The 20,650-nt window shown below is 69.8% G+C and carries 18 protein-coding genes and 3 pseudogenes; 12 read left to right on the forward strand and 9 right to left on the reverse strand.

The annotated features are described in order from the left end of the window. Positions 1 to 55: 55 nt before the first annotated feature. Positions 56 to 1,162: an alanine racemase gene (locus tag EF387_RS40250; protein WP_128381572.1), complete on the reverse strand. Its 1,107-nt coding sequence runs from the start codon at positions 1,160 to 1,162 to the stop codon at positions 56 to 58. A gap of 119 nt (positions 1,163 to 1,281) precedes the next feature. Next, positions 1,282 to 1,767: a RidA family protein gene (locus EF387_RS40255; protein WP_128381573.1), complete on the reverse strand. Its 486-nt coding sequence runs from the start codon at positions 1,765 to 1,767 to the stop codon at positions 1,282 to 1,284. A 402-nt stretch (positions 1,768 to 2,169) separates the two neighbouring features. Here EF387_RS40255 and EF387_RS40260 point away from each other — a divergent pair. Beyond that, positions 2,170 to 2,749 (forward strand): annotated as a pseudogene (locus EF387_RS40260) (Tn3 family transposase); the annotation flags it as partial. Positions 2,750 to 2,859: 110 nt separating this feature from the next. On the opposite strand, the gene EF387_RS40265 reads toward EF387_RS40260, so the two are convergent. Then, a complete protein-coding gene (locus EF387_RS40265; protein ID WP_128381574.1) occupies positions 2,860 to 3,765 on the reverse strand; it encodes a LysR family transcriptional regulator in 906 nt (301 codons plus the stop codon). A 322-nt stretch (positions 3,766 to 4,087) separates the two neighbouring features. Between EF387_RS40265 and EF387_RS40270 the strand changes: the two genes are divergently transcribed. After that, positions 4,088 to 4,723: a cupin domain-containing protein gene (locus EF387_RS40270; protein ID WP_238431972.1), complete on the forward strand. Its 636-nt coding sequence runs from the start codon at positions 4,088 to 4,090 to the stop codon at positions 4,721 to 4,723. Between the two features lie 17 nt (positions 4,724 to 4,740). Further along, positions 4,741 to 5,814: a threonine aldolase family protein gene (locus tag EF387_RS40275; RefSeq protein ID WP_238431973.1), complete on the forward strand. Its 1,074-nt coding sequence runs from the start codon at positions 4,741 to 4,743 to the stop codon at positions 5,812 to 5,814. A 693-nt stretch (positions 5,815 to 6,507) separates the two neighbouring features. Here the strand turns inward: EF387_RS40275 and EF387_RS40285 are convergent. Beyond that, positions 6,508 to 7,194, reverse strand: a complete 687-nt coding sequence (locus EF387_RS40285; protein WP_128381575.1) for a GntR family transcriptional regulator — start codon at positions 7,192 to 7,194, stop codon at positions 6,508 to 6,510. 203 nt (positions 7,195 to 7,397) lie between these two features. On the opposite strand from EF387_RS40285, the gene EF387_RS40290 reads away from it, so the two are divergent. The 8 genes from EF387_RS40290 to EF387_RS40325 all read left to right on the forward strand — a co-directional run bounded on the left by EF387_RS40290 (position 7,398) and on the right by EF387_RS40325 (position 14,661). Beyond that, complete coding sequence (locus EF387_RS40290) at positions 7,398 to 8,078, forward strand: haloacid dehalogenase type II (protein ID WP_128381576.1); 681 nt, start codon at positions 7,398 to 7,400, stop codon at positions 8,076 to 8,078. 55 nt (positions 8,079 to 8,133) lie between these two features. Further along, positions 8,134 to 8,619, forward strand: coding sequence for a RidA family protein (locus tag EF387_RS40295; RefSeq protein WP_128381577.1), 486 nt, complete (start codon positions 8,134 to 8,136; stop codon positions 8,617 to 8,619). Between the two features lie 13 nt (positions 8,620 to 8,632). Next, positions 8,633 to 8,902 carry an SDR family oxidoreductase gene (locus tag EF387_RS50250; protein WP_420802680.1) on the forward strand — a complete coding sequence of 90 codons (270 nt, stop codon included), beginning with the start codon at positions 8,633 to 8,635 and terminating at the stop codon, positions 8,900 to 8,902. Then, positions 8,899 to 10,302 (forward strand): NAD(P)/FAD-dependent oxidoreductase, encoded by a 1,404-nt coding sequence (locus EF387_RS40305; RefSeq protein ID WP_238431974.1) that lies wholly within the window; start codon positions 8,899 to 8,901, stop codon positions 10,300 to 10,302. The genes EF387_RS50250 and EF387_RS40305 overlap by 4 nt, the downstream gene beginning before the upstream one ends. 22 nt (positions 10,303 to 10,324) lie before the next feature. Next, complete coding sequence (gene solA / locus EF387_RS40310; RefSeq protein ID WP_128381578.1) at positions 10,325 to 11,470, forward strand: N-methyl-L-tryptophan oxidase; 1,146 nt, start codon at positions 10,325 to 10,327, stop codon at positions 11,468 to 11,470. Positions 11,471 to 11,805: 335 nt separating this feature from the next. Further along, entirely contained in the window at positions 11,806 to 13,071 is a 1,266-nt protein-coding gene (locus EF387_RS40315; protein WP_128381579.1) for an MDR family MFS transporter, read from the forward strand. A 404-nt stretch (positions 13,072 to 13,475) separates the two neighbouring features. Continuing rightward, positions 13,476 to 13,769, forward strand: a complete 294-nt coding sequence (locus tag EF387_RS40320) for a hypothetical protein (protein WP_128381580.1) — start codon at positions 13,476 to 13,478, stop codon at positions 13,767 to 13,769. 31 nt (positions 13,770 to 13,800) lie between these two features. Further along, complete coding sequence (locus EF387_RS40325) at positions 13,801 to 14,661, forward strand: SDR family oxidoreductase (protein WP_128381581.1); 861 nt, start codon at positions 13,801 to 13,803, stop codon at positions 14,659 to 14,661. 274 nt (positions 14,662 to 14,935) lie between these two features. Here EF387_RS40325 and EF387_RS40335 read toward each other — a convergent pair whose 3' ends face one another. The 5 genes and pseudogenes from EF387_RS40335 to EF387_RS50255 form a co-directional block, all read right to left on the reverse strand. After that, positions 14,936 to 16,606, reverse strand: a complete 1,671-nt coding sequence (locus EF387_RS40335; protein WP_202918524.1) for a sensor histidine kinase — start codon at positions 16,604 to 16,606, stop codon at positions 14,936 to 14,938. Further along, positions 16,603 to 17,331 (reverse strand): response regulator transcription factor, encoded by a 729-nt coding sequence (locus EF387_RS40340; protein WP_274388982.1) that lies wholly within the window; start codon positions 17,329 to 17,331, stop codon positions 16,603 to 16,605. Before EF387_RS40340 ends, EF387_RS40335 begins: the two co-directional genes overlap by 4 nt. A gap of 188 nt (positions 17,332 to 17,519) precedes the next feature. Next, complete coding sequence (locus EF387_RS40345; RefSeq protein ID WP_128381582.1) at positions 17,520 to 19,082, reverse strand: streptophobe family protein; 1,563 nt, start codon at positions 19,080 to 19,082, stop codon at positions 17,520 to 17,522. A 477-nt stretch (positions 19,083 to 19,559) separates the two neighbouring features. After that, positions 19,560 to 19,739, reverse strand: coding sequence for a hypothetical protein (locus tag EF387_RS47690; protein ID WP_202918525.1), 180 nt, complete (start codon positions 19,737 to 19,739; stop codon positions 19,560 to 19,562). Between the two features lie 139 nt (positions 19,740 to 19,878). Beyond that, positions 19,879 to 19,923 (reverse strand): annotated as a pseudogene (locus EF387_RS50255) (hypothetical protein); the annotation flags it as partial. 128 nt (positions 19,924 to 20,051) lie between these two features. Here EF387_RS50255 and EF387_RS40355 point away from each other — a divergent pair. Then, positions 20,052 to 20,642 (forward strand): annotated as a pseudogene (locus EF387_RS40355) (YHS domain-containing protein); the annotation flags it as partial. Between the last annotated feature and the right edge of the window lie 8 nt (positions 20,643 to 20,650).

Raw genomic sequence — 20,650 nt, forward strand, 5'->3', positions numbered from 1 at the left:
CGGTCGTCGGGTTGCGGTTGCGGTACGGGCCACGGGGGCTTGTCCCTGAGGCCGGTCAGTTGAGGAAACCGCGGGCGTCGACCGGCCACCGCTCCAGCGACGTACCCGTGCTGTCGGTGACGATCAGTTCCTCGAAACCGAGGACGACCGGGCATACATGGTTCGGCACCACGGGGACGACGGTGCCGACGCTGGGGCGGAACTCGCCGTCCGGCAGCGGGAGGAACCCGTGGTACTCGTTGACCTTGGACAGGACCGCCTTCGTGCCGGCGATGCCGCCGTAGCCGATCTCGGGGCTGCCTTCTTTGCTGAGGGCCTTGTTGCCCACATCGACGATGACCTGGCCGGGGACCCAGTCACTGACCACGGTCCCGGCGACGAACAGCGCGATCTGGTCCTCCGTGCAGGCGCCCAGCCGGGCGTTGTTCAGATCGCCGAAGACGTACTCGCCGGGACGGATCTCGGTGATCACGCTGCTGGTGGAGAACTCGAGGGTGGGAGTGGAGCCGGCGCTGACCACCTCAGCGGCGACGCCGACACTTGCGAGGCTGTGTACCGCGGTGGTGAGCGCGGCCTCCTGGTCCTGCGCGGCGCGCCGGCGAGCGTCCCGGTCGGCGCAGCCGTGACCGGGATAGGTGAAGACGCCCACCGGCAGCAGACCGCGCTTGCGGGCGGCGAGCGCGAGGTCGCCCGCGGCCTCGGGCGGCGCCCCCGAACGACGGGCGCCACAGTCGATCTCGATCACGACCTGCAGCCGCTCGGGTTCGTCTCCCATCGCGTCGGCGAGGGCCTCGATCGCCGCGACGTTGTCGACGCCGACCCGCAGCCGGGCGGACTCGGCGAGCCGCCGGATCCGGGCTCGCTTCGTGCCAGCGGCCCAGATCGGGTAGGCGAGGAAGATGTCGTCGAACCCGGCCGCGGCGAAGACCTCGGCCTCACCGACGTTGCCCGCGGTGATCCCGACCGCGCCGGCCTCGATCTGGCGTCGCCCTATCTCCACGCACTTGTGCGTCTTGACGTGCGGTCTGACCTTGAGGTTGTGCTGGTCGGCGAAGCCCTGAATGCGCTCGATGTTGCCCTGCATGACGTCGACCAGCACGATCGGTGCGGGGGTGTCGATCCGCTCGACGAGTGCGTCGAGTGCTCGTTGCAGCCGGTTCACGCTGCCCTCCTTGTGGTTTCTGCCTGGAATTCGGGGGCGCGGGTACTGACTCCCCTGGATGCCGAACGCGCGCGGCCCGCGATATGCCCGCGCTTGCGTACACACCCGTCGGCCCCGGCCTACACAGCGGTGCAGACCATCTGGATCTCGACAGGGGTGTTGAGCGGCAGCCCGGCGACACCGATCGCGGTGCGGGCGTGGCGTCCGTTCTCGCCCAGTACCTCGATGAGCAGTTCGCTGGCCGCGTTGGCGACCTGCGACTGCTGACCGAAGTCCGGCGTGCTGGCCACGAAGACCAGCATCTGCACGATCCGGACCCGGTCCAGATCGCCCACCGCCTGCACAGCGGCGGCGAGGCAGTTGAGCGCGGCATGGCGTGCGAGCTCCTGCGCCGTCTTCAGGTCGACGTCCCGGCCGACAGTGCCCTGTCCCTGCAGCCAACCGTCCTTGTAGGGCAGCTGGCCCGAGATGTAGATGCTGGGTCCCACGGTCCGGTGGTGTACGTAGTACGGGTTGTCTCGGAGCTCGGGAAGGGCCAGGCCCAAGGCCTGAAGCCGATCGGAAGCCGAGTCGGTGTTCGCTGCCGAAGTCACGGACTGACTCATCGCGCCACCTCCGCAGACGGAACAGGGCACATGCCCACGCAGTTGGCCCCGAGAACCCGCTTCGCAAGAATCTTGATGATCTGCACTCGGCACTCCTCTCGAGCAAACAGTGGCGACAAAGCGCTGTGTGGTGGCTTAAACCCGCCACCTCATTGTCGTTTGTCGACCATATGGGCGCCTGTTGAGCACTGTCAATACAGACCTCAGTCTCGAATGCGACGTCGGGACACGACGTGCGACTGGACCCGCCGCCGCTGGAAGCGGCGGTCGACGCCGGGACCTGGCTCACCGGTTTCATCCGCTTCGGCATGGACGGCCATGTGCGTGGCCGGCCTCACCAAGCGGCCGAAGACGGCGTATGCGCACGCGCGGTAGCTCCGGGACAGCTACGAGTACCACGAGTACTCCGACATGGTGTTCGGCCTGTTCAAGATCCTCAGCTACGACTTCAGCCCGAGATTCCGCGACTTGGACGACCAGCGGTTCCGGGGCCACGATGCCCGGTGTCGAGACGGGCACGTACGGCGCGGTGGATGCGGCGTTCGCGGAGTACGGGTGGATCGCCAAGACTGAGCACCTGTTACGGGTGGTCGACCCGGTGGACGACACCTACCGGCGGCAGATGAACCGGCAGTTCCCCGTGCAGGAATCGAGGTACAAGCCGGCCCGGGACGTGTGCCACGGCAAACGCGGCACCATCCACCAGGCGTGCCGCGACGGCATGGAGGGCCGGCTCGGCGCGCTCGTCCTGGTCCTCAGCGCCATGGTGCTCTGGACCACGAAGTACATCGACGCCGCCGTTGCCCGGCTGAACGACGAGGCCCATGAGCTGCGAGGAGGACATCGCGCGGTTGTCCCCGCTCAAGCACCGCAACCTGAACTGCTCGGCCGCTCCAGCTTCTCCGTCGGCGTCCCGGCCGCCGACGCCCTGCGCCCACTGCGGGACCCGGACGCGGTCGAGCTCGACGACGATGACGACGGCTATGCCGCACGCCCCACGGCGGTACCGCCGATCCAACCGGGCGGCGGAGGCCGTGTGACAGCTATCGCCTGTTCCTCGACATGTGCCACGGACCCGCAGCGGTTGGCAAATCAGCGGTCCCGGCCCTGGATCCGTGCGGCGGCGCGGTGCAACTCGGCAAGGACTGCGCGGACGGCCTTCCGGGCGGTGCGCTCGGGCCGGTAGAGGACGTCGATGTCGCGTCGGGCGTGTACTCCGCCGAGCGGCTTGAGGACGACGTCGGGGTGCGGCCGAGCGGTCCAACGGGGCATCAGCGCGAGGCCGCCGCCGGCGGCGACGGCCTCGGCGACCACCGCGAATTCGTTGACGCGGTGGACGATGTCGAGCCGACGGTTCGCCACGCTCGCGATGGCCGCGATGATGGACATCAGCGGGAAGCCGTCGTGCACCGTGATCCACGGCTGGTCTGCCACGTCCCGAGGCGTAAGCAGCGGCTTGGACGCCAGCACATGGCCAGCAGGCAAGGCGACATCGAGGGGCTCGCTCAGCAACGTGATGGCGGTCACTGTGCGTGGCCATTGAGGGCCATGATCCAAGCGGTGAGCGAGCACGAGATCGTAGTGACGGGTAAGGGCCGGGACGCGGTCCTGGGCGACGTCCTCGTCCGCGAGCGCCAGGCGGGGGTGCCCGGGCTCGGCAAGGCTGCGCAGCAGGATCGGGAAGAACGCGGACGCTGCGCTGTGGAATGCGGCCAGCGAGACGGTGCCGTCGGGATTCTCGGCGAAGTCGGTGACCGTGTGCCGGGCTTGGGCCAGGGCTGTCTCGACCTTGATGGCCGCGGCGGCCAGAGCCTGCCCGGCGTCGGTCAGTACCAATCGGCGTCCGGCGCGTTCGGTGAGCGGCAGGGGAATTGCGCGCTGCAGCAGCCGCAACTGCTGCGAGATCGCCGAGGGCGTCACGTGCAGCGCTTCGGCGACCGCGCTGACGCTGCCGAGATCTCCCAGCTCGCGCAGGATCCGCAGCTGCCGTTCATCCATCGTGAAAGTGTAGCGCTGCTACATCTTAGGTTTAGAAGTTGCTTGTGGCCTTCAATGCGCTGGCGAGGCAGTGTGGGCGCATGCATGCTGCCCGCCGCACCGATGCGGTGCTTCTTCTCGCGGCCAAGACGGCCCCCGTCGCACTGTCCGTGACGGCGGTCCTGTTGCCCCGATATATAGTTTCTGCGCTCGCTTTGTGGTGCCTTGCGGCCTCCGGTCGCCCGGGGCGCCGCTGGAACCGCGCATTGGTCCGCGTCTTATGGGGTGGCGCCCACCAGCGCCGCGAATACCGGGCCGATCATCAGCCCGTGCGGGGGCACCCATGCGCAGCCTCGGCGATCCGGCCGAGGTGGTCCTGCCGACGCTGAAAGCCACTGATGGCCGCGCCGTCCGGGCCCGGCCGGCAGCCGGTGAGCAGTACCGCGGCCGCGGTCGGCGCGAAGATCCGTCTGCGCCGCCAGCAGCGTGGCATGAGCGCCGCGGAGATGGCCCGGTTCGCCGGGCTGAGCAAGGCAGCCGGGCTGAGCAAGGCCGCGCTGTCGCAGCTGGAGGCGGGCAATCCGACGATGGCAGCCTGGACGCGATCGCGGCCGCGCTGCGCATTCCCATCGCGGACCTGCTGGCACGCAACCCGCCCGGGCTGGTCTACCGGCCGGGCACGCCCGCCGAGCCGGGCGAGGTCGCCAAGGAGCTGCTGCGCCGCAGCAGCAACAGCCTGGAGATCTGGCGGCTGCGCATCCTGCCCGAGACGGAGCTGACCGGCGTCCCCCACGCCACCGGCACGATCGAGCACCTGCTCATCGCCGCCGGGCACGTGACCGCCGGGTCCGTGGATGCCCCGCAGGACCTGGGCCCCGGCGACATACTCGCCTTCGCCGGCGATGCCCCGCACTTCTACCGCACCGCCGCCGAGGCGGTGGACATCACCGTCGTCTTCGCCTCCCCCGTCAGCACCTGAGCCCAGGAACCATAGCCATGAGCACCAGCACCGACGTCATCCCCTCCCATCGGGCTTTCATCAGCGACAACATCGCGGGCGCCTCGCCCGAGATAGCGCAGGCTGTCGCCGCGGCGGCGGCCGGGTATGCCCTGTCGTACGGCAACGACCCCTTCACCGGCAGCGTCCGCCACAGGCTGAGCGAGCTCTTCGAACGTGACGTCGAGGTCTTCCCGGTCTCCACCGGAACCGCCGCGAACTGCCTGGGCCTGGCCGCCCTGACCCCACCCTGGGGCAGCGTGCTGTGCCACCCGGACAGTCACATCAACATCGACGAGTGCGGTGCGCCGGAGTTCTTCACAGGCGGCGCCAAACTCGTCACGGTTCCCGGCGACGACAGCAAGATCGACCCCGACGCGCTCCGCGAGGCGGTGCGCCGCAAGGCCGGTGACGTTCACAGTGTGCAGCCGTCGGTGGTGAGCATCAGCCAGGCCACGGAGCGCGGCAGCGTCTACACCCTCGACGAGATCCGCCGTCTGGCCACCATCGCCAACGACGCGGGACTGCGCGTCCACATGGACGGCGCCCGCTTCGCCAACGCCCTGGACCACCTCGGCGTCACCCCGGCCGAGATGACCTGGAAGGCCGGCATCGACGTGCTGTCCTTCGGGGCCACCAAGAACGGCGCGATGACCGCGGACGCCATCGTCTCCTTCGATCCGGCACTGGCCACCGAACTCGCCTTCCGTGCCAAGCGTGCCGGCCAGCTCTCCTCCAAGATGCGCTTCCACACAGCCCAACTCGACGCCTACCTCACCGACGGTCTGTGGCTGCGTAACGCCCGCCGGGCCAACACGATGGCCGCCCGGCTCGGCGACGGTCTCAAGGCCATCCCAGCACCGAACTCCTCAGCAGCCCGCAGGCCAACATCCTCTTCTGCCGCCTGCCCCAGCAGGCAACCGAAGGGCTTCTCGCGGAGGGTTACACCTTCTACCACGACCGCTGGGCGCCGGGCATCGTCCGCCTCGTCACCTCCTTCTCTCACACCCCCGAAGACATCGACCAGCTCCTGGACGATGTCCGCCGCCACACCCGCTGACCACCGGCCGTAACCGGCAAGGCGGCTTGCTCAGCGCGAGGGCCGCCGCGGCTCCGGCCGCGCCAGGAACCTCGCAAGAGCACCGGCGTTTGCCCTGCAGGCCCGTGGTGACGAACCTGGCAGCGGCGTCGCGTGGCGGCAATGGGCCCGTTCATGGCCGGAAGAACGCCGCCGGCCTTCGGGCGGATCCGGCAGAACAACGACCATGACGCGGAGGCAACTAGGGCCTGTGTCGGAAGTGGCGTCGTTCGCCCGAAGGGCGGGCCGGGCGGCGTCTGGTGCGTGCTCTCGGTGTGCCGGGCGGAAGCCCTCGTACTGGATGTACCTGGGCTTTCGCCCGGTGCGGCGAGTGGGGGTGCCCCCTGCTCGGAGAGCTTGGGGGAGCGTGCCAGGCGTCGGCAGGCAGGCGCCACTTCCGACACAGGCCCTAGCCGACGCACAGCGGGGGTTGGTCATTCACTTCCTGCCGATGGGCGGGTACGGCCTCAAGTGCGGCCCCCACCCTGAGCGGCTGCGGAATCAGTCCTTGCGTGCAAGGTGGCCCCTACCCGCCGCACCGTGCCGGCGGTCGGCAACCTGCAACCCTCGCTCAAGATCCACTACAGATCGTGTGGAGAGTGCGAGCTTGGTCCTCGACGTTTCGGCATGGGCGTGCGACGTCACGGTGGCGAGCGGGCTTTGACGCTTCGCGCACGTCGGCACGGCCTCAAGCGTGCCGGGGCGCGTGTTCCCCTGGATCTGCCGTCCGGGCTCCCAGCCCCATGGGGAAGTGGGCAGCCATTTCCTGGCGGAACGCGTCGGTGTCGCCTTCCAGGGCGACCGCGGCCAACCTCTCGTGCTCGACGACCAATTGGTGCGGGTCGTCGTTGTAGGTGCGGTGATCGACGCTGAGGTGGAGGCGCAGCTTGGTCTCCCAGCCGTTCCAGAGACTCTGCAGGACGCCGTGCCCCGAGAGGTCGTAGAAGAGCCGGTGGAAGCGAAGGTGCGCGTCGATGCTGGCCGGGATGTCGTCCTTCTCCATTGCCCGGCGGAGATCTTCTACGGTCTGCAGCAGCTGGGGCCGCGCAGGACCGCGCAGTGCTTCGGCCGAGAGCTCGGCGGCGTACGGCTCGACACGTAGCCGGACCGAGTCGATCTCGGCGACCTCACGAGCGCTCACCTCTACGACGAACGCGCCACGGTAAGGGATCTTTACGACGAGCCCTTCTTCCTCCAGCTTGGTCAGAGCCTCGCGCAGCGGGGACCGGCTGATCCCCAGATCCGTGGCGATGTGCGCCTCGCGCAGCTGGCCACCAGGAGGGACGCTTCCATCGAGGATGGCGGCACGCAGTGTGCGGTAGACGCCGTCCGGCGTCGTCGTCCGCTGCTCCTGCCACTCGAACTTGTGGTCCACCCCGTTGCCCTCCCCTGCTCACGCCGACCACCTGGTCGTTTGTCGACGACTATACCTCTGCTGGTTTTGCCGCATCCACACTGTTTGAGGCGCTCCTCCGACGTGGTTGACAGCCGAGACCCAGCTGGTCGACAATCGACCAATCAAATGGTCGACAATCGACCAGGACGCAGAACTGCTCCAGTAACGCACTAGGAGGAACAGTGGGATTCGATGCGAAGCCCAAGTTCGTGACGTTCGACATGAACGGAACGCTGATCAAGTTCAGCATCAACGACACGATGCGTGAGGTCCTGGGGGACCGGCTGCCGGCCGAGGTCGCCGACGAGTTCCTGCGGATCTGCAAGGCGTACCGGATCGACGAGTGCACGGGCGCGTACCAGCCGTTCCACCAGGTCGTCGCCCGTTCCATGGAGCGCGCCCTACACAAGGTCGGTCTGGAGTTCCGCGAGGACGAGGCGCGGGCAGTGTACGAGCGCATCCCCACCTGGGGTCCGTACCCCGGTGTCACCGAGGCGCTGAACCGCCTGGCCGAGGAGGTCCCGTTGGTGATCATCACGAACAGCGACACCGCGCATGCCGTGCGCCTCGCGGAGAACCTGAAGGCGCCCTTCGAGGTCGTCATCAGCGCCGAGGAGATGGGCGTCTACAAGCCGCGACTCCGCGCCTTCGAGTACATGTTTGACAAGCTCGGCGTGACACCCGACGAGATCGTCCACGTCTCCGCGAGCCCCATGTACGACCATCGCCCCGCGGCGATCATGGGCATCAAGAACAAGGTGTACATGGACCGCGGCTGGGAGCACGACGAGCACTGGCTCGGCTACGAGCGGATCACCGACATCGCCGACCTCCCGGTCCTCTTCGGCCTGCCGCGCCCCTGACGCCTGAACCCGAGCGGAGAACTGAGGAAATGATCCACAGCAAGACGGTGGCGGCATGAGTCAGCCCCTGCCTCAAACCGTCAAGGGTGACTCGGCTTCAGAAAGGCTCCAGGCCCTGGGACTGAAGCTACCCGTCCTCGCCGGCACCACGTACCTCGTGCCCCACCGGACGGTGGGCTCCACCATCCACCTCTCCGGCCAACTCCCCTTCAGGGATGGCGAGCTGCTGGGTCAGGGCGTTGTCGGCCGGGACGTGGAGCTGGAGACCGCGCAGGAGCTCGCACGCCATGCCGCGCTCAACTGTCTGGCTGCTGCTGTGCAGGCGGTGGGCGATCTGGACCGGGTCCGGATCGTGCAGATGCTGGTCTTCGTGGCCAGCACGCCGGACTTCGGTCAGCAGTCGCAGGTCGCCAACGCGGCCAGCGAACTGCTCATCGAGGTACTGGGTGAGAACGGACGCCACGCCCGCACCGCGATCGGTGTCGCCGGGCTGCCGCTCAACACCCCTGTCGAGATCCAGGTCGTCTGCACCGCTGTGTAGTGGCGAGCCACTCATGAGCAGTGCGGCTGTGGCCCGGCTTCGACAGGCACTCGACGCCCTCGGCCAGCACGATCGACACCCCGGTGCAGATCCTGCTGGCCGAAGCGAGGGGCAGATCCCGCTCCGGCGCCTCGCCACTCCGGAGGAGATCGCCGACGCTGTCCTCTTCCTCGCGTCGCCGGAATCCTCGTACATCCCCGGGGCAACGTACCCCGTCGACACCGGCCACACCGCCTTCCAGCAGCGGCCCACGCGGTTCCCAGAGACAAAGGACACACCATGAACGCCCTCGCGGCACCACCCCGAAACGGAGAGCTCGGCTTCTGGGTGGCCCAACTAGCCGACAACAAGCCCTCGTTCCCCCGCTTCACCGGCCAGGACTCCGTCGACGTGGCCATCGTCGGCGGCGGCTACACCGGCCTCTGGGCGGCGTACTTCGCCAAGAAGCTCGAACCGTCCCTCTCGGTCGCCGTCTTCGAGGCCGAACAGGTGGGCTACGGCGCATCGGGACGCAACGGTGGCTGGCTCTCGGCCATGCCCCCGGGCAACCGTGCCACCTTCGCCCGCGCCGGGGGAGGGCTGGAGGCGAGCCGGGCACTGCAGCAGGAGTTCGTCGCCGGCGTCGACTCCGTCCTGGACATCCTCCAGGCCGAAGGCATCGATGCCGATCAGCACAAGGGCGGCGCACTCGTCGCCGCCCACACTCAGGCTGCGCTGGGCCGGCTTGTCACCAGGCGTGATGCCGACCTGAAGTACGGGCTGACCGAAGACGAGATCCACCTGCTCGACCGGGACGAGTTCCAAAGCCGGATCAACATCGCCACTGTCCACGGCGGGCTCTTCTACAAGCACTGCGCACGGATCCACCCCGCGAAACTCGTCTACGGCCTCGCCGACACCCTGACCTCCATGGGGGTCAGCATCTACGAGAGCAGCAGGGTGGACAGCGTCGCGGACAAGACCCTCACCCTGACCAACGGACGCGTCACCGCGGCCAAGACGTTCATCTGCACCGAAGGCTATTCGGGACGGCTGCTGGGCAGCCGGACCCTGATCCCCGTCAATTCCTCGATGATCGTGACCAAACCCCTGCCTGAGGAGGCGTGGCAGCAGATCGGCTGGGACGGGCCGCAGTGCCTCAACGACTCCGCGCACACGTTCATCTACGCCCAACGGACGTCGGACGGCCGTATCGCCATGGGGGGCCGCGGTGTCCCCTACCGCTTCGGCTCCGGTACGGGAGGAGCCGGTGCGACCGCCCAATCCACCATCGACCTGATCTCGCACAAGCTCGGTACCTTCTTCCCGGGCATCCCCTTCGAGGTGGAACACGCCTGGTCGGGAGTCCTGGGCGTCACGCGGGACTGGAACGGCGGCGTGCACTGGGACCCGGCATCGGGCATCGGATCGTCCACCGGCTATGCAGGCCACGGTGTCACGGCAGCCTATGTCGGCGGCAGGACCCTCGCGGAGCTCGCCTTCGAGAAGGAAACCGAACGGACCACCCTTCCCTGGGTCGGCTACCGGGCACGGAAGTGGGAACCGGAACCCGTTCGCTGGCTGGGTGTTCACGCCATGTACCGGCTCTTCGGTATCGCCGACCAGTGGGAAGAACGCAGGGGCTCCAGCAAGACCTCACTCCTGGCCAGATTCGGCAGCCGCCTCGCCGGACTGCACGAGTAAACGAAAAAAGGAAACTGCTGTCATGGACGCAAAACTCGCAGTCATCGGCTTGGGCAGCATCGGAAGCATGGCCCTGTGGCAGGCCTCCCGGCTGACCGACTCGGTAGTTGGTTTCGAGGCAGCCGCCCCCGCCCACGGCCGCAGTGCCGTAGGCGGAGACACCCGCCTGTTCCGCATGATCTACCTCGGCAGGCCCGAGTACTACCCCATCATCGAACGCTCCCGCGGCCTGTGGGCCGAACTCGAAGCGGAAACCGGGCAGGACATCCTCACCACCACCGGGGGTCTGTCCATCGGGACGGCGAACGGCAGCTACATCAACAGCCTCCTCGAGGCCACGCGGGTCACCGGAGCCGAGCACTGCGTCCTGAGCCGGGAGGAGATGGCCGAACGCTACCCCCAGCACAACCTGCGCCCCGACGACTGCGCCGTCTATGACCCCCGCGCCGGTGTTCTGCGCACCGACCGCGCCGTCAGCGCCGCCGTCGCGGCGGCCCAGGCGAACGGCGCGACCGTCCTTCAGAACACGCCCGTGGACAGCATCACCGAAACCGAAGACGGCGTGGTCGTCACCTCGGGCGAGAGAACCTGGACGTTCGAGAAGGTCATCGTCGCCTCGGGCGGCTGGTCGCGAAGGCTCATGCCCGACCACCTCAAGGCCGTCACGGAAACCCACCGGCTCGTCCTGACCTGGTTCATCGCCCAGGACGGCACGCAGTTTTCGCCGGAGAACTTCCCCGCTTTCAGCCGGTGGTACGAGGATCGCTCCATGTACGGCGCACCCGCCGTCGACGGCGTGACGGTCAAGGCATCGGTGGACGGACCGCTGGCCGGGCGCGCAAGGGCAACCCCCGACCCGGACTCCGTGCCAAGGGAACTCACCCGGGAAGAAATCGAAAAGGTCACCGAGATCGTCACCGAATTCTTCCCCGGCCTGATCCCCACGATCGCGCGCTCCGACGCCTTCCCCGACCTCTTCACCGAGGACAGGCATCCCCTCCTCGGCTGGCTGGACGAAAACAGCAGGGTCTACTGCGCCACCGGATTCTCCGGAAAGGGCTTCAAAATGGCCACCGGCTATGGCCACATCGCCGCACACGAGGCGCTCGGCAAGCAGACCTTCGAAGGCCTGGACTTCGTGCGACCGGACCGATTCAAGACCAGGTAACCGCCCACTCCGCCGCCTCGGCTCTGTGGCCTCGGTATCGCCATTCGGCTGACGGTCGTTGCGGGACTCATCTCTTGATGTCCCCCAACGATGCCGAGAACCAGCCGTATGCCGAATGCGCCCCCTGGGCCGTCCTCGCCCCGGCCGCCGTCCTGGGCCCTGCTCGGGGCGCTCGCGGTCACGGCGGCCGGTGGAGTACGCATCCCATGGCTGAGGCGGTGGGCGTCGGCCCACCCCGGAGCGCCCACCGACCATCCCAGCGGGACGGCGCAGACGGTGCCGGAGCGACCGCGTACGCCCGTACTCATACAACCCAGGAACCGACGGACACCACCATGCCCGATCTCATCTCCCGCGCCCTGAGCCGCCGAACCGTCCGGACGACCAAGCCTTCACGCGAGCGGACCTGGAAGCATCTGTCACCGCTGCTGCGGCTGCTGATCCTTACCCAACTCACCTCCGGTATCGGCTTCTTCGCCGTCCTGCCGTTCCTCGCCGAGCACCTCGGCACCGCGCTCGGCATGGCGGGGTGGATGGTCGGCTTCGTCCTGGGTCTGCGCACCTTCAGCCAGCAGGGCCTCTTCGTAGTCGGCGGCGCACTCGTCGACCGCTACGGCGTACGCCCGATCGTGCTGGCCGGCTGCCTGCTGCGGGTCGCCGGGTTCGCCTGGCTGGGGTACGCGGAGCAGACCTGGACGGTGATCGGCGCGGTGCTCCTCATCGGCTTCGCCGCCGCGCTGTTCTCACCGGCGGTGGAGTCCGAAGTGGCCCGGCAGGCGGTGATCAGGGAGGAGCAGGGCCACGGTTCACGCACTCGGGTGCTGGCTCTGCTGAGCGCGGCCGGACAGGCCGGTGCCTTCATCGGCCCGCTGCTCGGCGCCCTGCTGCTCGCCGTGGACTTCCGCACCACCTGCCTCGCCGGAGCTGCCGTCTTCGTCCTCGTCCTGGCCGGGCACATATGGCTGATGCCGCAGCACATCCCCGGCCGAGTGCGCACCCGACAGCGGGGCGGCACGCGCGCACTGCTGCGCAACCGCCGCTTCCTCGCCCTGTGCTGCGCCTACGGCACCTACCTCCTCGCCTACAACCAGCTCTACCTCGCCCTGCCGGACGAGGTACGGCGCGCGACCGGCTCCCAGGCGGCCCTGTCCTGGCTGTTCGCCCTGTCCTCCCTGCTGGTCGTCTGCGCCCAACTGCCCCTCACGCACTGGGCAGGCGACCGGCTCGGCCTGCGCCGCTCAATGATCGCCGGGCTGCTGCTCATCGCGGCCGGTTTCGCCGTCGTGGCCGCTGCCCTGCCCGCCGGCTGGACGGGCGTGGCGGGGTTGCTGCCCGCCGCCGGGTACGTCGTCCTGCTCACCCTCGGCCAGATGCTGGTCGTCCCCGCCGCCCGCGCCTGGGTGCCAGACCTCGCCGAGGACGGCCGCATCGGTCTCTACACCGGCGCGCTGTCCTCCGTCTCCGGCCTGATCGTCCTCATCGGCAGCTCAGTCACCGGCTCCCTGCTCGACCTCGACCTGCCACCTGCCGTGCCCTGGCTGATCCTCGCCGCAGCGCCGGCCCTGGCGGTGGCGATCCTGCCGAGCCGCTCGGAACGGTAGACGGATGCGGGAGGGGCTCACTGACGTCACTGGTTCCTGCTCGCACACAGGCGGCCTGACCCGTCGCCTTCTCAACCGCACCACCCCGCCAGGCATCAAGGTCAGCTGGGCTGGGGCGGGATGTACTGGACGGGAAGGACACGGACGGCCGGGTCGGGAGCCGACAGCAGTCCGCGCAGCTGCCGGTTTTCCAATGTCAGTTGGTTGACCACCCGCACCAGCCCTTCGACATCGGCCCGGAGTTGTTCGAGCTCGGCTTTGTCCTTCGCGCGGAGTTCCTTGAGCCGTACGACCTGTTTGCGGAGCCGGGTCTCGGCGTCGGCGGGCCTGCGGGTGGTCGTTCAGCATGGCGTCGTCATTGCCGCTGTGTCCGCCGCCCCCGCCGCGCCTGAGGGAGAGGTCGCATGAGCACGCGCAGGAACACGCGTCAGGAGGTCGTCGTCCTCTATCTGGACAACTGCGCCTTGGGCGCCAAGGTGGTCGGCTGGTCCCGGTACGACGGCACCGGCCGTACCACCCCGACGACCGGGGACGGCGACGAGCCGCCTCACGCCACGGGCCTGGACGCCCTGCTCGACGGCTGGCGCCTGTTCCAGGCCGCGCAGTTGCTGCCGCCCTTTCCCGGGCACGAGTACGACGTGTCGTTCCTCAAGCACGAGTTCTTCTTCGAGAAACTGCACACGACCCACGACGACTGACCCACGCGACGGCAAGGAAGTGATGCTCGCCATGACCGGATCGTCCGAAGCACCCGTGGTGGTCACCGGAGCCACGGGGCGCCTCGGCGGGCGGGTCGCCCGTCGCCTGGCCGAGCGGGGCGTGGCACAGCGGCTGCTGGTGCGCAGCCCCGAGCGGGCGCCCGCGCTGCCCGGTGCCACGGTGGTCCCCGGTGGTTACGGGGACCGCGACGCCGTCCTGCGCGGCCTGAGCGGCGCGCGGACGGTGTTCATGGTGTCCGCCTCCGAGAGCGCCGACCGGATCTCCCAGCACAGGGCGTTCGTGGACGCCGCCGTGGAGGCCGGGGTCGAGCATCTGGTGTACGTGTCGTTCTTCGGCGCCGCCCCCGATGCCGTGTTCACGCTGGCCAGGGACCACTTCCACACCGAGGAGCACATCCGCGGCCGTGGGCTCGCCCACACCTTCCTGCGTGACAACTTCTACGCGGAGCTGGTCCCCGATCTCGTCGGCGCGGACGGGGTCATCCGTGGGCCGGCCGGGCAGGGGCGCACCGCGTTCGTTGCCCAGGACGACATCGCCGACGCCGCGGCGGCGGTACTGGCCGGCCCGGACGACCACGCCGGTGCCGTGTACGACCTGACGGGGCCCGAGTCCCTGACGTTGGACGCGGCCGCTGCGATCCTCTCCGAGCAGCAGGGGCGGACCGTGACCTACCGGTCAGAGACGGTCGAGGAGGCGTACGCGTCCCGTGCCTCGTACGGGGCCCCGCGGTGGCAGCTCGACGCGTGGGTGTCCACTTACACGGCGATCGCGGCGGGGCAGCTCGACGGTGTGACCGGCGCGGTGGCTCGACTTACGGGGCGTGCTGCGACGCCGCTGGCGGAGGTTCTTGCTGTGCGTGGGGGCGCCTGACAGCTCGGGGAGCACCGTGCGGGCGCGGCTGCGGGCCGGATTCGGCTGAGCGCGCCGTTCCCCGCACCCCTGAAGGGGCACGCCCCTCCGGGTGTGGTTCGGTCGATGTGTTTCGTCGCCATCGGCCCAGGGCTGGACGACCACGGAGATCGCCGAACGGCCGGTCCTCACCGAGCCCACGATGCAGAAGCGCGTGGGTCGGATCCTTGCCGAGATCGGGATGCGGGACCGCGTCCAGGCCGTGATCATGGCGTCGCGTACGACGCTGGCCTGGTCAGGGTGAATCCGTGGCCACCGGGTCCCTGCCGTGCGCGGCGCCTTGGTCGGTGAGGCGAGGCAGGAGGATGCGGAAGGTGGCGCCCCGGCCGGGGGCCGAGTCCACGGCGACCTCTCCCGCGTGTGCGGTGACGAGTGAACGGACGATGGCCAGGCCGAGACCGGCGCCGCCGGTGGCGCGGGTGCGTGAGGTGTCGGCGCGATAGAAGCGTTCGAAGATACGGCTGCTCTGCTCCGGTGTGAGGCCCGGGCCCTGGTCCGCCACCTCCAGGACCGCGTGGTCGCCGACCGCGCCGACTCCGATGCGGATGGGGGTACCGGGCGGTGTGTGGGTGACGGCGTTGCCGACCAGGTTGGTGACGACCTGGCGCAGGCGGGACTCGTCGGCGAGGGCCGGGGCGGAGGCGGGCGGGCCGTCCCCGGCGGGGCCGGTGAGGGTGACGGGGCGGACCGGGTCCAGGGCGCGTATGTCGTGGAGGGCGTCGGCGGCGAGCGTGCGCAGATCGGTGGGGGCGAGGTCGAGGCCGGCCGGGAGGCCCGGCGGGTGCGAACCGGTGGGTTTCCCGGTCGGTTTCCCGGTGTTCTTCAGCGCGTGTTCGTCGAGGCGTGCCAGCTGGAGCATGTCCTCGACGAGCCTGGTCAGGCGTTCGGACTCGCGGGCGATGCGGGACATCGTGGCGTCGATGTCCTCAGGCCCGGCGACGGCACCCATGTGGTGCAGGTCGGTCAGTCCCTTGATACCGGCGAGCGGCGTGCGCAGCTCGTGGCTGGCGTCGGCGACGAAGCGGCTCATCCTCGCCTCGGAGTCGGCGCGGGCCGCGAACGCCGCCTCGAGCTGGCCGAGCATGCCGTTCAGCGCCGCGGTGAGGCGGCCCACCTCCGTGTTGGGGCCGGCCAGTTCGGGGACCCGGCGGGAGAGGTCGCCGCCCGCGATCTCGGCTGCGGTCTGCTCGATGCGGGAGAGCGGACGCAGCCCGGAGCGGACCGCGAACCAGCAGGCGACGGCCAGGCAGCCGAGCAGGGCGAGGCCGGTGCTCCGGTAGATCCGCCACATCCGGTCCACCACGCCGTCCACCTGGGCCATCGAGGATGCCACGATCACGCTTCCGGAGGCGGCCGGATCCGTCACCGTGGTTCCCGTTGCCGTCCGCGTGCCCGGTTTGATCGGTATTCCGGGCAGGGCGGTACGGTTGCTCCTTGGCACGGCGATCGCCCGCCAGCGGGTGTCGCCCTCCGTGCTGCCGACGGTGAACGGGCGGGCGTCGCGGGCGGCGACCGCGGCCGAGTCCAGCCGGGGAAGAGCCGGGCCGCGTGCGTCACCGGTCCGGTCGGCGCCCGCGAGGGAGTCGATGCTGCTCTCCACGGTGCCATCCTCGGCGACGTAGGTGAGGACGGGGTTGCCCAGGACGTCCGTGCTGAAGTCGGCGAGGTTCGCCGGCGCTTTCCGTCCGGCTCCGATCTGCGCCACCGTGCGCGGCAACAAGGAGAACACCTGGGCGGAGGCGCGCAGTTGGGCGTCCACGCGGTCCTCCATATAGCCGCGCAGGGCGTTCCCGGCGACCAGGCTGAAGGCTGTGAAGGCGGCCGCCAGCAGTGCCAGGGCGAGCGCCGGCACCCGGCTGCGCAGTGACGCCCGCGCCCAGACGGTACGGATGCGGGGCCCGGTCATGTCCTCGGTCCGCGCAGGACGTAGCCGACACCGTGCACGGTGTGGATGAGCTTGGGGCCGCCGTTGTCGATCTTGCGGCGCAGATAGCTTATGTAGGTGTCGACGATGCCGGTGTCGCCGCCGAAGTCGTAGTCCCAAACCCGCCCGAGGATCTGTTGCTTGGACACCGTACGGCCGGCGTTGGTCATCAGGTAGTGCAGCAGCCGGAACTCGGTGGGCGACAGGCGTATCGGTTCGCCCGCGCGGGTCGTCTGGACGCCGTCGGGGTCGAGTTCCAGATCGGCGACGCGCAGCAGCGCGGTGGGGTCGCCGCTGGTGCGGCGGAGCACGGCCCGGATGCGGGCGATCAGCTCCTGGAGGTCGAACGGCTTGGTGACGTAGTCGTCGCCGCCCAGCACCAGGCCCTCGATCTTGTCCTGGGTTGCGTCGCGGGCGGTGAGGAAGACGACGGGGATGTGTCCGCCGTGGGGCGCCGGCCCGGAGTGGTGCCGCTCACGCAGTCGGCGTATCACCTCGAAGCCGTCCAGATCGGGGAGCATGACATCCAGCAGGACCAGGTCGGGCGAGACCTCCCGGGCCCGGTCGAGGGCCTCCTGGCCGGTCCCGGCAGCGGCGACGGTGAAACCGGCGTGCCTGAGCGCCGCGCACAGCAGTTCACGTACGGTCGGTTCGTCGTCCACGACCAGGAGGTTCGCACCCGCCGTGGCGGGCTCAATGGTTGTCAAGGGGGTGCCTCCAGGCGGCCGGAATCTGCGGGGCAGGATACGAAACTGTCGTGTCGTCACCGTGTAAAGCCTCACGGTGATCGCGCCCCTCGGGCACCGCGCCTCGTAGTCACGGCGCCCCCCGTCACCGCGCCCCATGGTCACGGCGCCCCAGGTCACCGCGGTCCACGTCGCCAAGTGCGGCGCGTTCAGCGCGATCCACGGCCTTCACGCGCCGCCGCATACGCCGCGGACAGCAGGCTTCCGGCGAGTCCGGCCAGTGTCCCGACGAGCAGCCCGAGCGCGGCCGTCCACAGCACTCTGCCGCTGAGTTCGGCCCGCATGCCCACCAGTTCGCTGCCGAACACGGTAATGCCGAACCGCCCGGATGCCCCCGCCGACCAGGCGGCGCCGCCGAGGACTACTGCCGTGACGACGCCGATCCGCTCGGCCAGGCCGATGTGCCGGGCCAGCGGGCCCCGGTAGGGGTGCAGCGGGCGGGTGTGGGCCGGGTGCGCGGCGCGGGCGGTGGCGTAGGCACATCCGAGCAGGATGACGCCGGTCACGGTGAGGGCCGCGAGCCACAGCGGCCAGCCGCCCGCGGACAGGGACTGGAGGTGCTCGGTGCGGTCGGGCTGCACGGTGGGCTCCTGCCCGTCGCCCCTTCCGCCGAGGGCACCCATCAGGGCGGTGAGCGGATTGCCGCCTTCGCTCCGCACCGGGTGCACGCCGGCCGTCCACGGCGATCCGACGCCGAGTGTCAGGAACACGGCCAGGGCGTTCGGGGCCAGCAGCAGCGCGGCACCGGCCGCCGTCCCGGCCCGGCCGCCCGCCACCGCCCCGACGAGCACCAGCGCCATCAGCGGCAGGGCCGCCATGACGAGGAGCGTACGGACAACAGCCGAGAGGCCCCGGCCCCAGGCGGACCGCAGCCCGTCCAGCGCACCGCCGAGGGGCAGTCGCGCCCGGCGGCTGATCAGGCATCCCACCGCGAGGGAGACCGCCACCCACAGCATTGCGCCCAACGCGGCCCGTCCCAGGTGCACTTCGTACGTCATCGCCGAGTGGCCCGCCGTAGCGCCACCGGCGCCGAACAGCCCGCCCAGCGGATTGCCCTCGCCACCGCCGAAGCCGCCCCCGAAGCCACCGCCGAGGCCACCTCCGGATCCTTCGGTGTCCATGTCCAGGCCACCGCCGAGCCCGCTCATCGCCGACCTGGGCATGGTGACCGTCCCCTGGCCGAGGGCCGCCACGATCATCACGGCGAGCAGCGCCGTGCCGCCCGCCCCTGCCGACCGCAGGGCCAACTCGCCGGCGCCGAAGCGGTGTTGCCGCAGTCGTCGGGAGAACGCGTACCACAGCACGACGGCTCCGACCAGCGTCACTCCCAGTGGCACCACATCGGCCGACCCGTTCATCGACGGGCCCATGTCACCACCGCCGCCGAAGAGTCCGGCAAGTCCGGAGCCGCCCATCGTCCCCGTGTCTCCGGACCCGCCCGGCCCCGCGCTCACCGAGCCACCCACGGCCATGGCAGTCACCGCCATCGTCAGCGACCACAGCGATCCGATCGACCCCGCGTCGAGCAGGGCCAGCGCCGACGCGGCCACGGCCGCCATGGCGACCACCGCGCACAGTCCGGCCGCCGCCCCTTCCAGGGCGTTCCGCCAGGGCTCGGTCGGGCCCTGCGGTACGGGCCGGGCCGGGCCGTGGGGTCCGGGGCGCGGGCCGGAACCGCGCGGGGTGCGGTGACGGGACGTGATGGCAGACATGTGGCGAACACTCCGCTTCGCTCGCAGTGAGGCACGCGGCCGCCGTACAGGGGAGTTACGGTGTCGCGTGCCACTGGTCCGCACAGACTGGCGGCCTCGGGTGCCACGTTCCGGAGAGGTTCTGGGAGGTTTCTGAGAGCCGGCGGGAGGGCCACGCAGATCACGGGGCGGGCACCGGAGGTCCGCCGTCCCGATTCCCAGGAAGTTCCCAGAAGTCGGTGACCGGGTTCGGTGTGCGGGCTCGGGTGTCCGGGTTCGGTGAGCGGACTCGCCGAAACGGGTGTGCATCCAGCGCGCGGAGGCGACCGCGCTTCGAAGCCGGCCTGTTTGACGAGGGCCGGCAGCCGCCTCCGCTCGGGTGCCCTGGACGGGTCGATCCAGCCGTCGCCGGTGGCCATCCACTGGATCGGGTTGAGCGCACTTGGCGTGTCGTCAGGCGGAGTACCGGGGCTCCGGGCGCTCGCAGGTGCTGCCGAGCTACACCATCTGGTTCTGCCGGGAGGCCTCCTCCACGGCGCTCAGCCCTTCGGGGACATGGAAGGCGAAGGCTGCGTTCGCACGGTGCGGCCCGCCTTCGACGGCGTTCGCGAGATCGCGTACGCCGAGGCCGCGGCGGAGTTGCTCGCGGGTGCCGACCGCGCCGAACAGCCCGACCACGGGTTCCAGGACCGTCCACTCGGCGTCGCCGTGCCGCTTGAGCGGGACTCGCCGCCGAAGTGGTTGGGTTGGGCAGGGACAGCATGCCCTCGGTGCCGTAGATCTCCAGGTAGGGCAGTTCCGTGCCCCACAGGTCGAAGCTCATCAACGTCGTGGCGATGGCTCCCGAGGCGAAGGTGAGCACCGCCGACGCGTGGGTGGGGACGGTGACGTCGATGGAGTCGACCGCTCGGTCCGGCGCGGTCGCGGCCCTGGGCGTCGCCCCGATGCGGCTGGCGCCGCTGATGTACCGGATGGGGCCGAGGCAGTTACTACGGCCTGAGCAAACCCTGGTACTGGGACCAGTTCCTGCATTCGCTGGAGAACGGTCACCACGCGATGCACCTCGGCACCTGGTTCTGGCGGCCGACGCTGTTCTGGAAGCCCAACGCGGGGGTCTCCAGGGAAGAACGGGCCTGGCTGAACGAGAAGTACCTCACCTGGGAGGAGAACTGGGGCGTCCTGTGGGACGAGATCATCGACAACGTCAACAACGGCCGCCTCCAGGACACCCTGCCGACCACCCTGCCCGCGCTGTGCAACCTCACCCAGCTGCCGCTCGGCTCCGCGACGTCCCGGCACGACCTCGCCCCGCACCAACTGGTCCACAACGGGCGGCTGTACAGCTTCGACTCGGCGGTCTCGCAGTGGTGCTTCGAGCAGGACCCGGAGCGCTACGCGGGGCACCAGAACGTCGTCGACCGGTTCATCGGCGGCCAGATCCAGCCCGCCGACCTGGGCGGCGGGCTGGCCTGGATGGGGCTCACCCCCGAGGTGATGGGCGATGACGTCTACAACTACGCCTGGGCCAAGGACTACGCCACCGGGCAGGCCGGGTCGCGTTCGGCCGCGCTGATCCGCTGAGCGAGGAG

Source organism: Streptomyces cavernae, from assembly GCF_004023625.1.
In the GTDB taxonomy this organism is placed as follows: domain Bacteria; phylum Actinomycetota; class Actinomycetes; order Streptomycetales; family Streptomycetaceae; genus Streptomyces; species Streptomyces cavernae.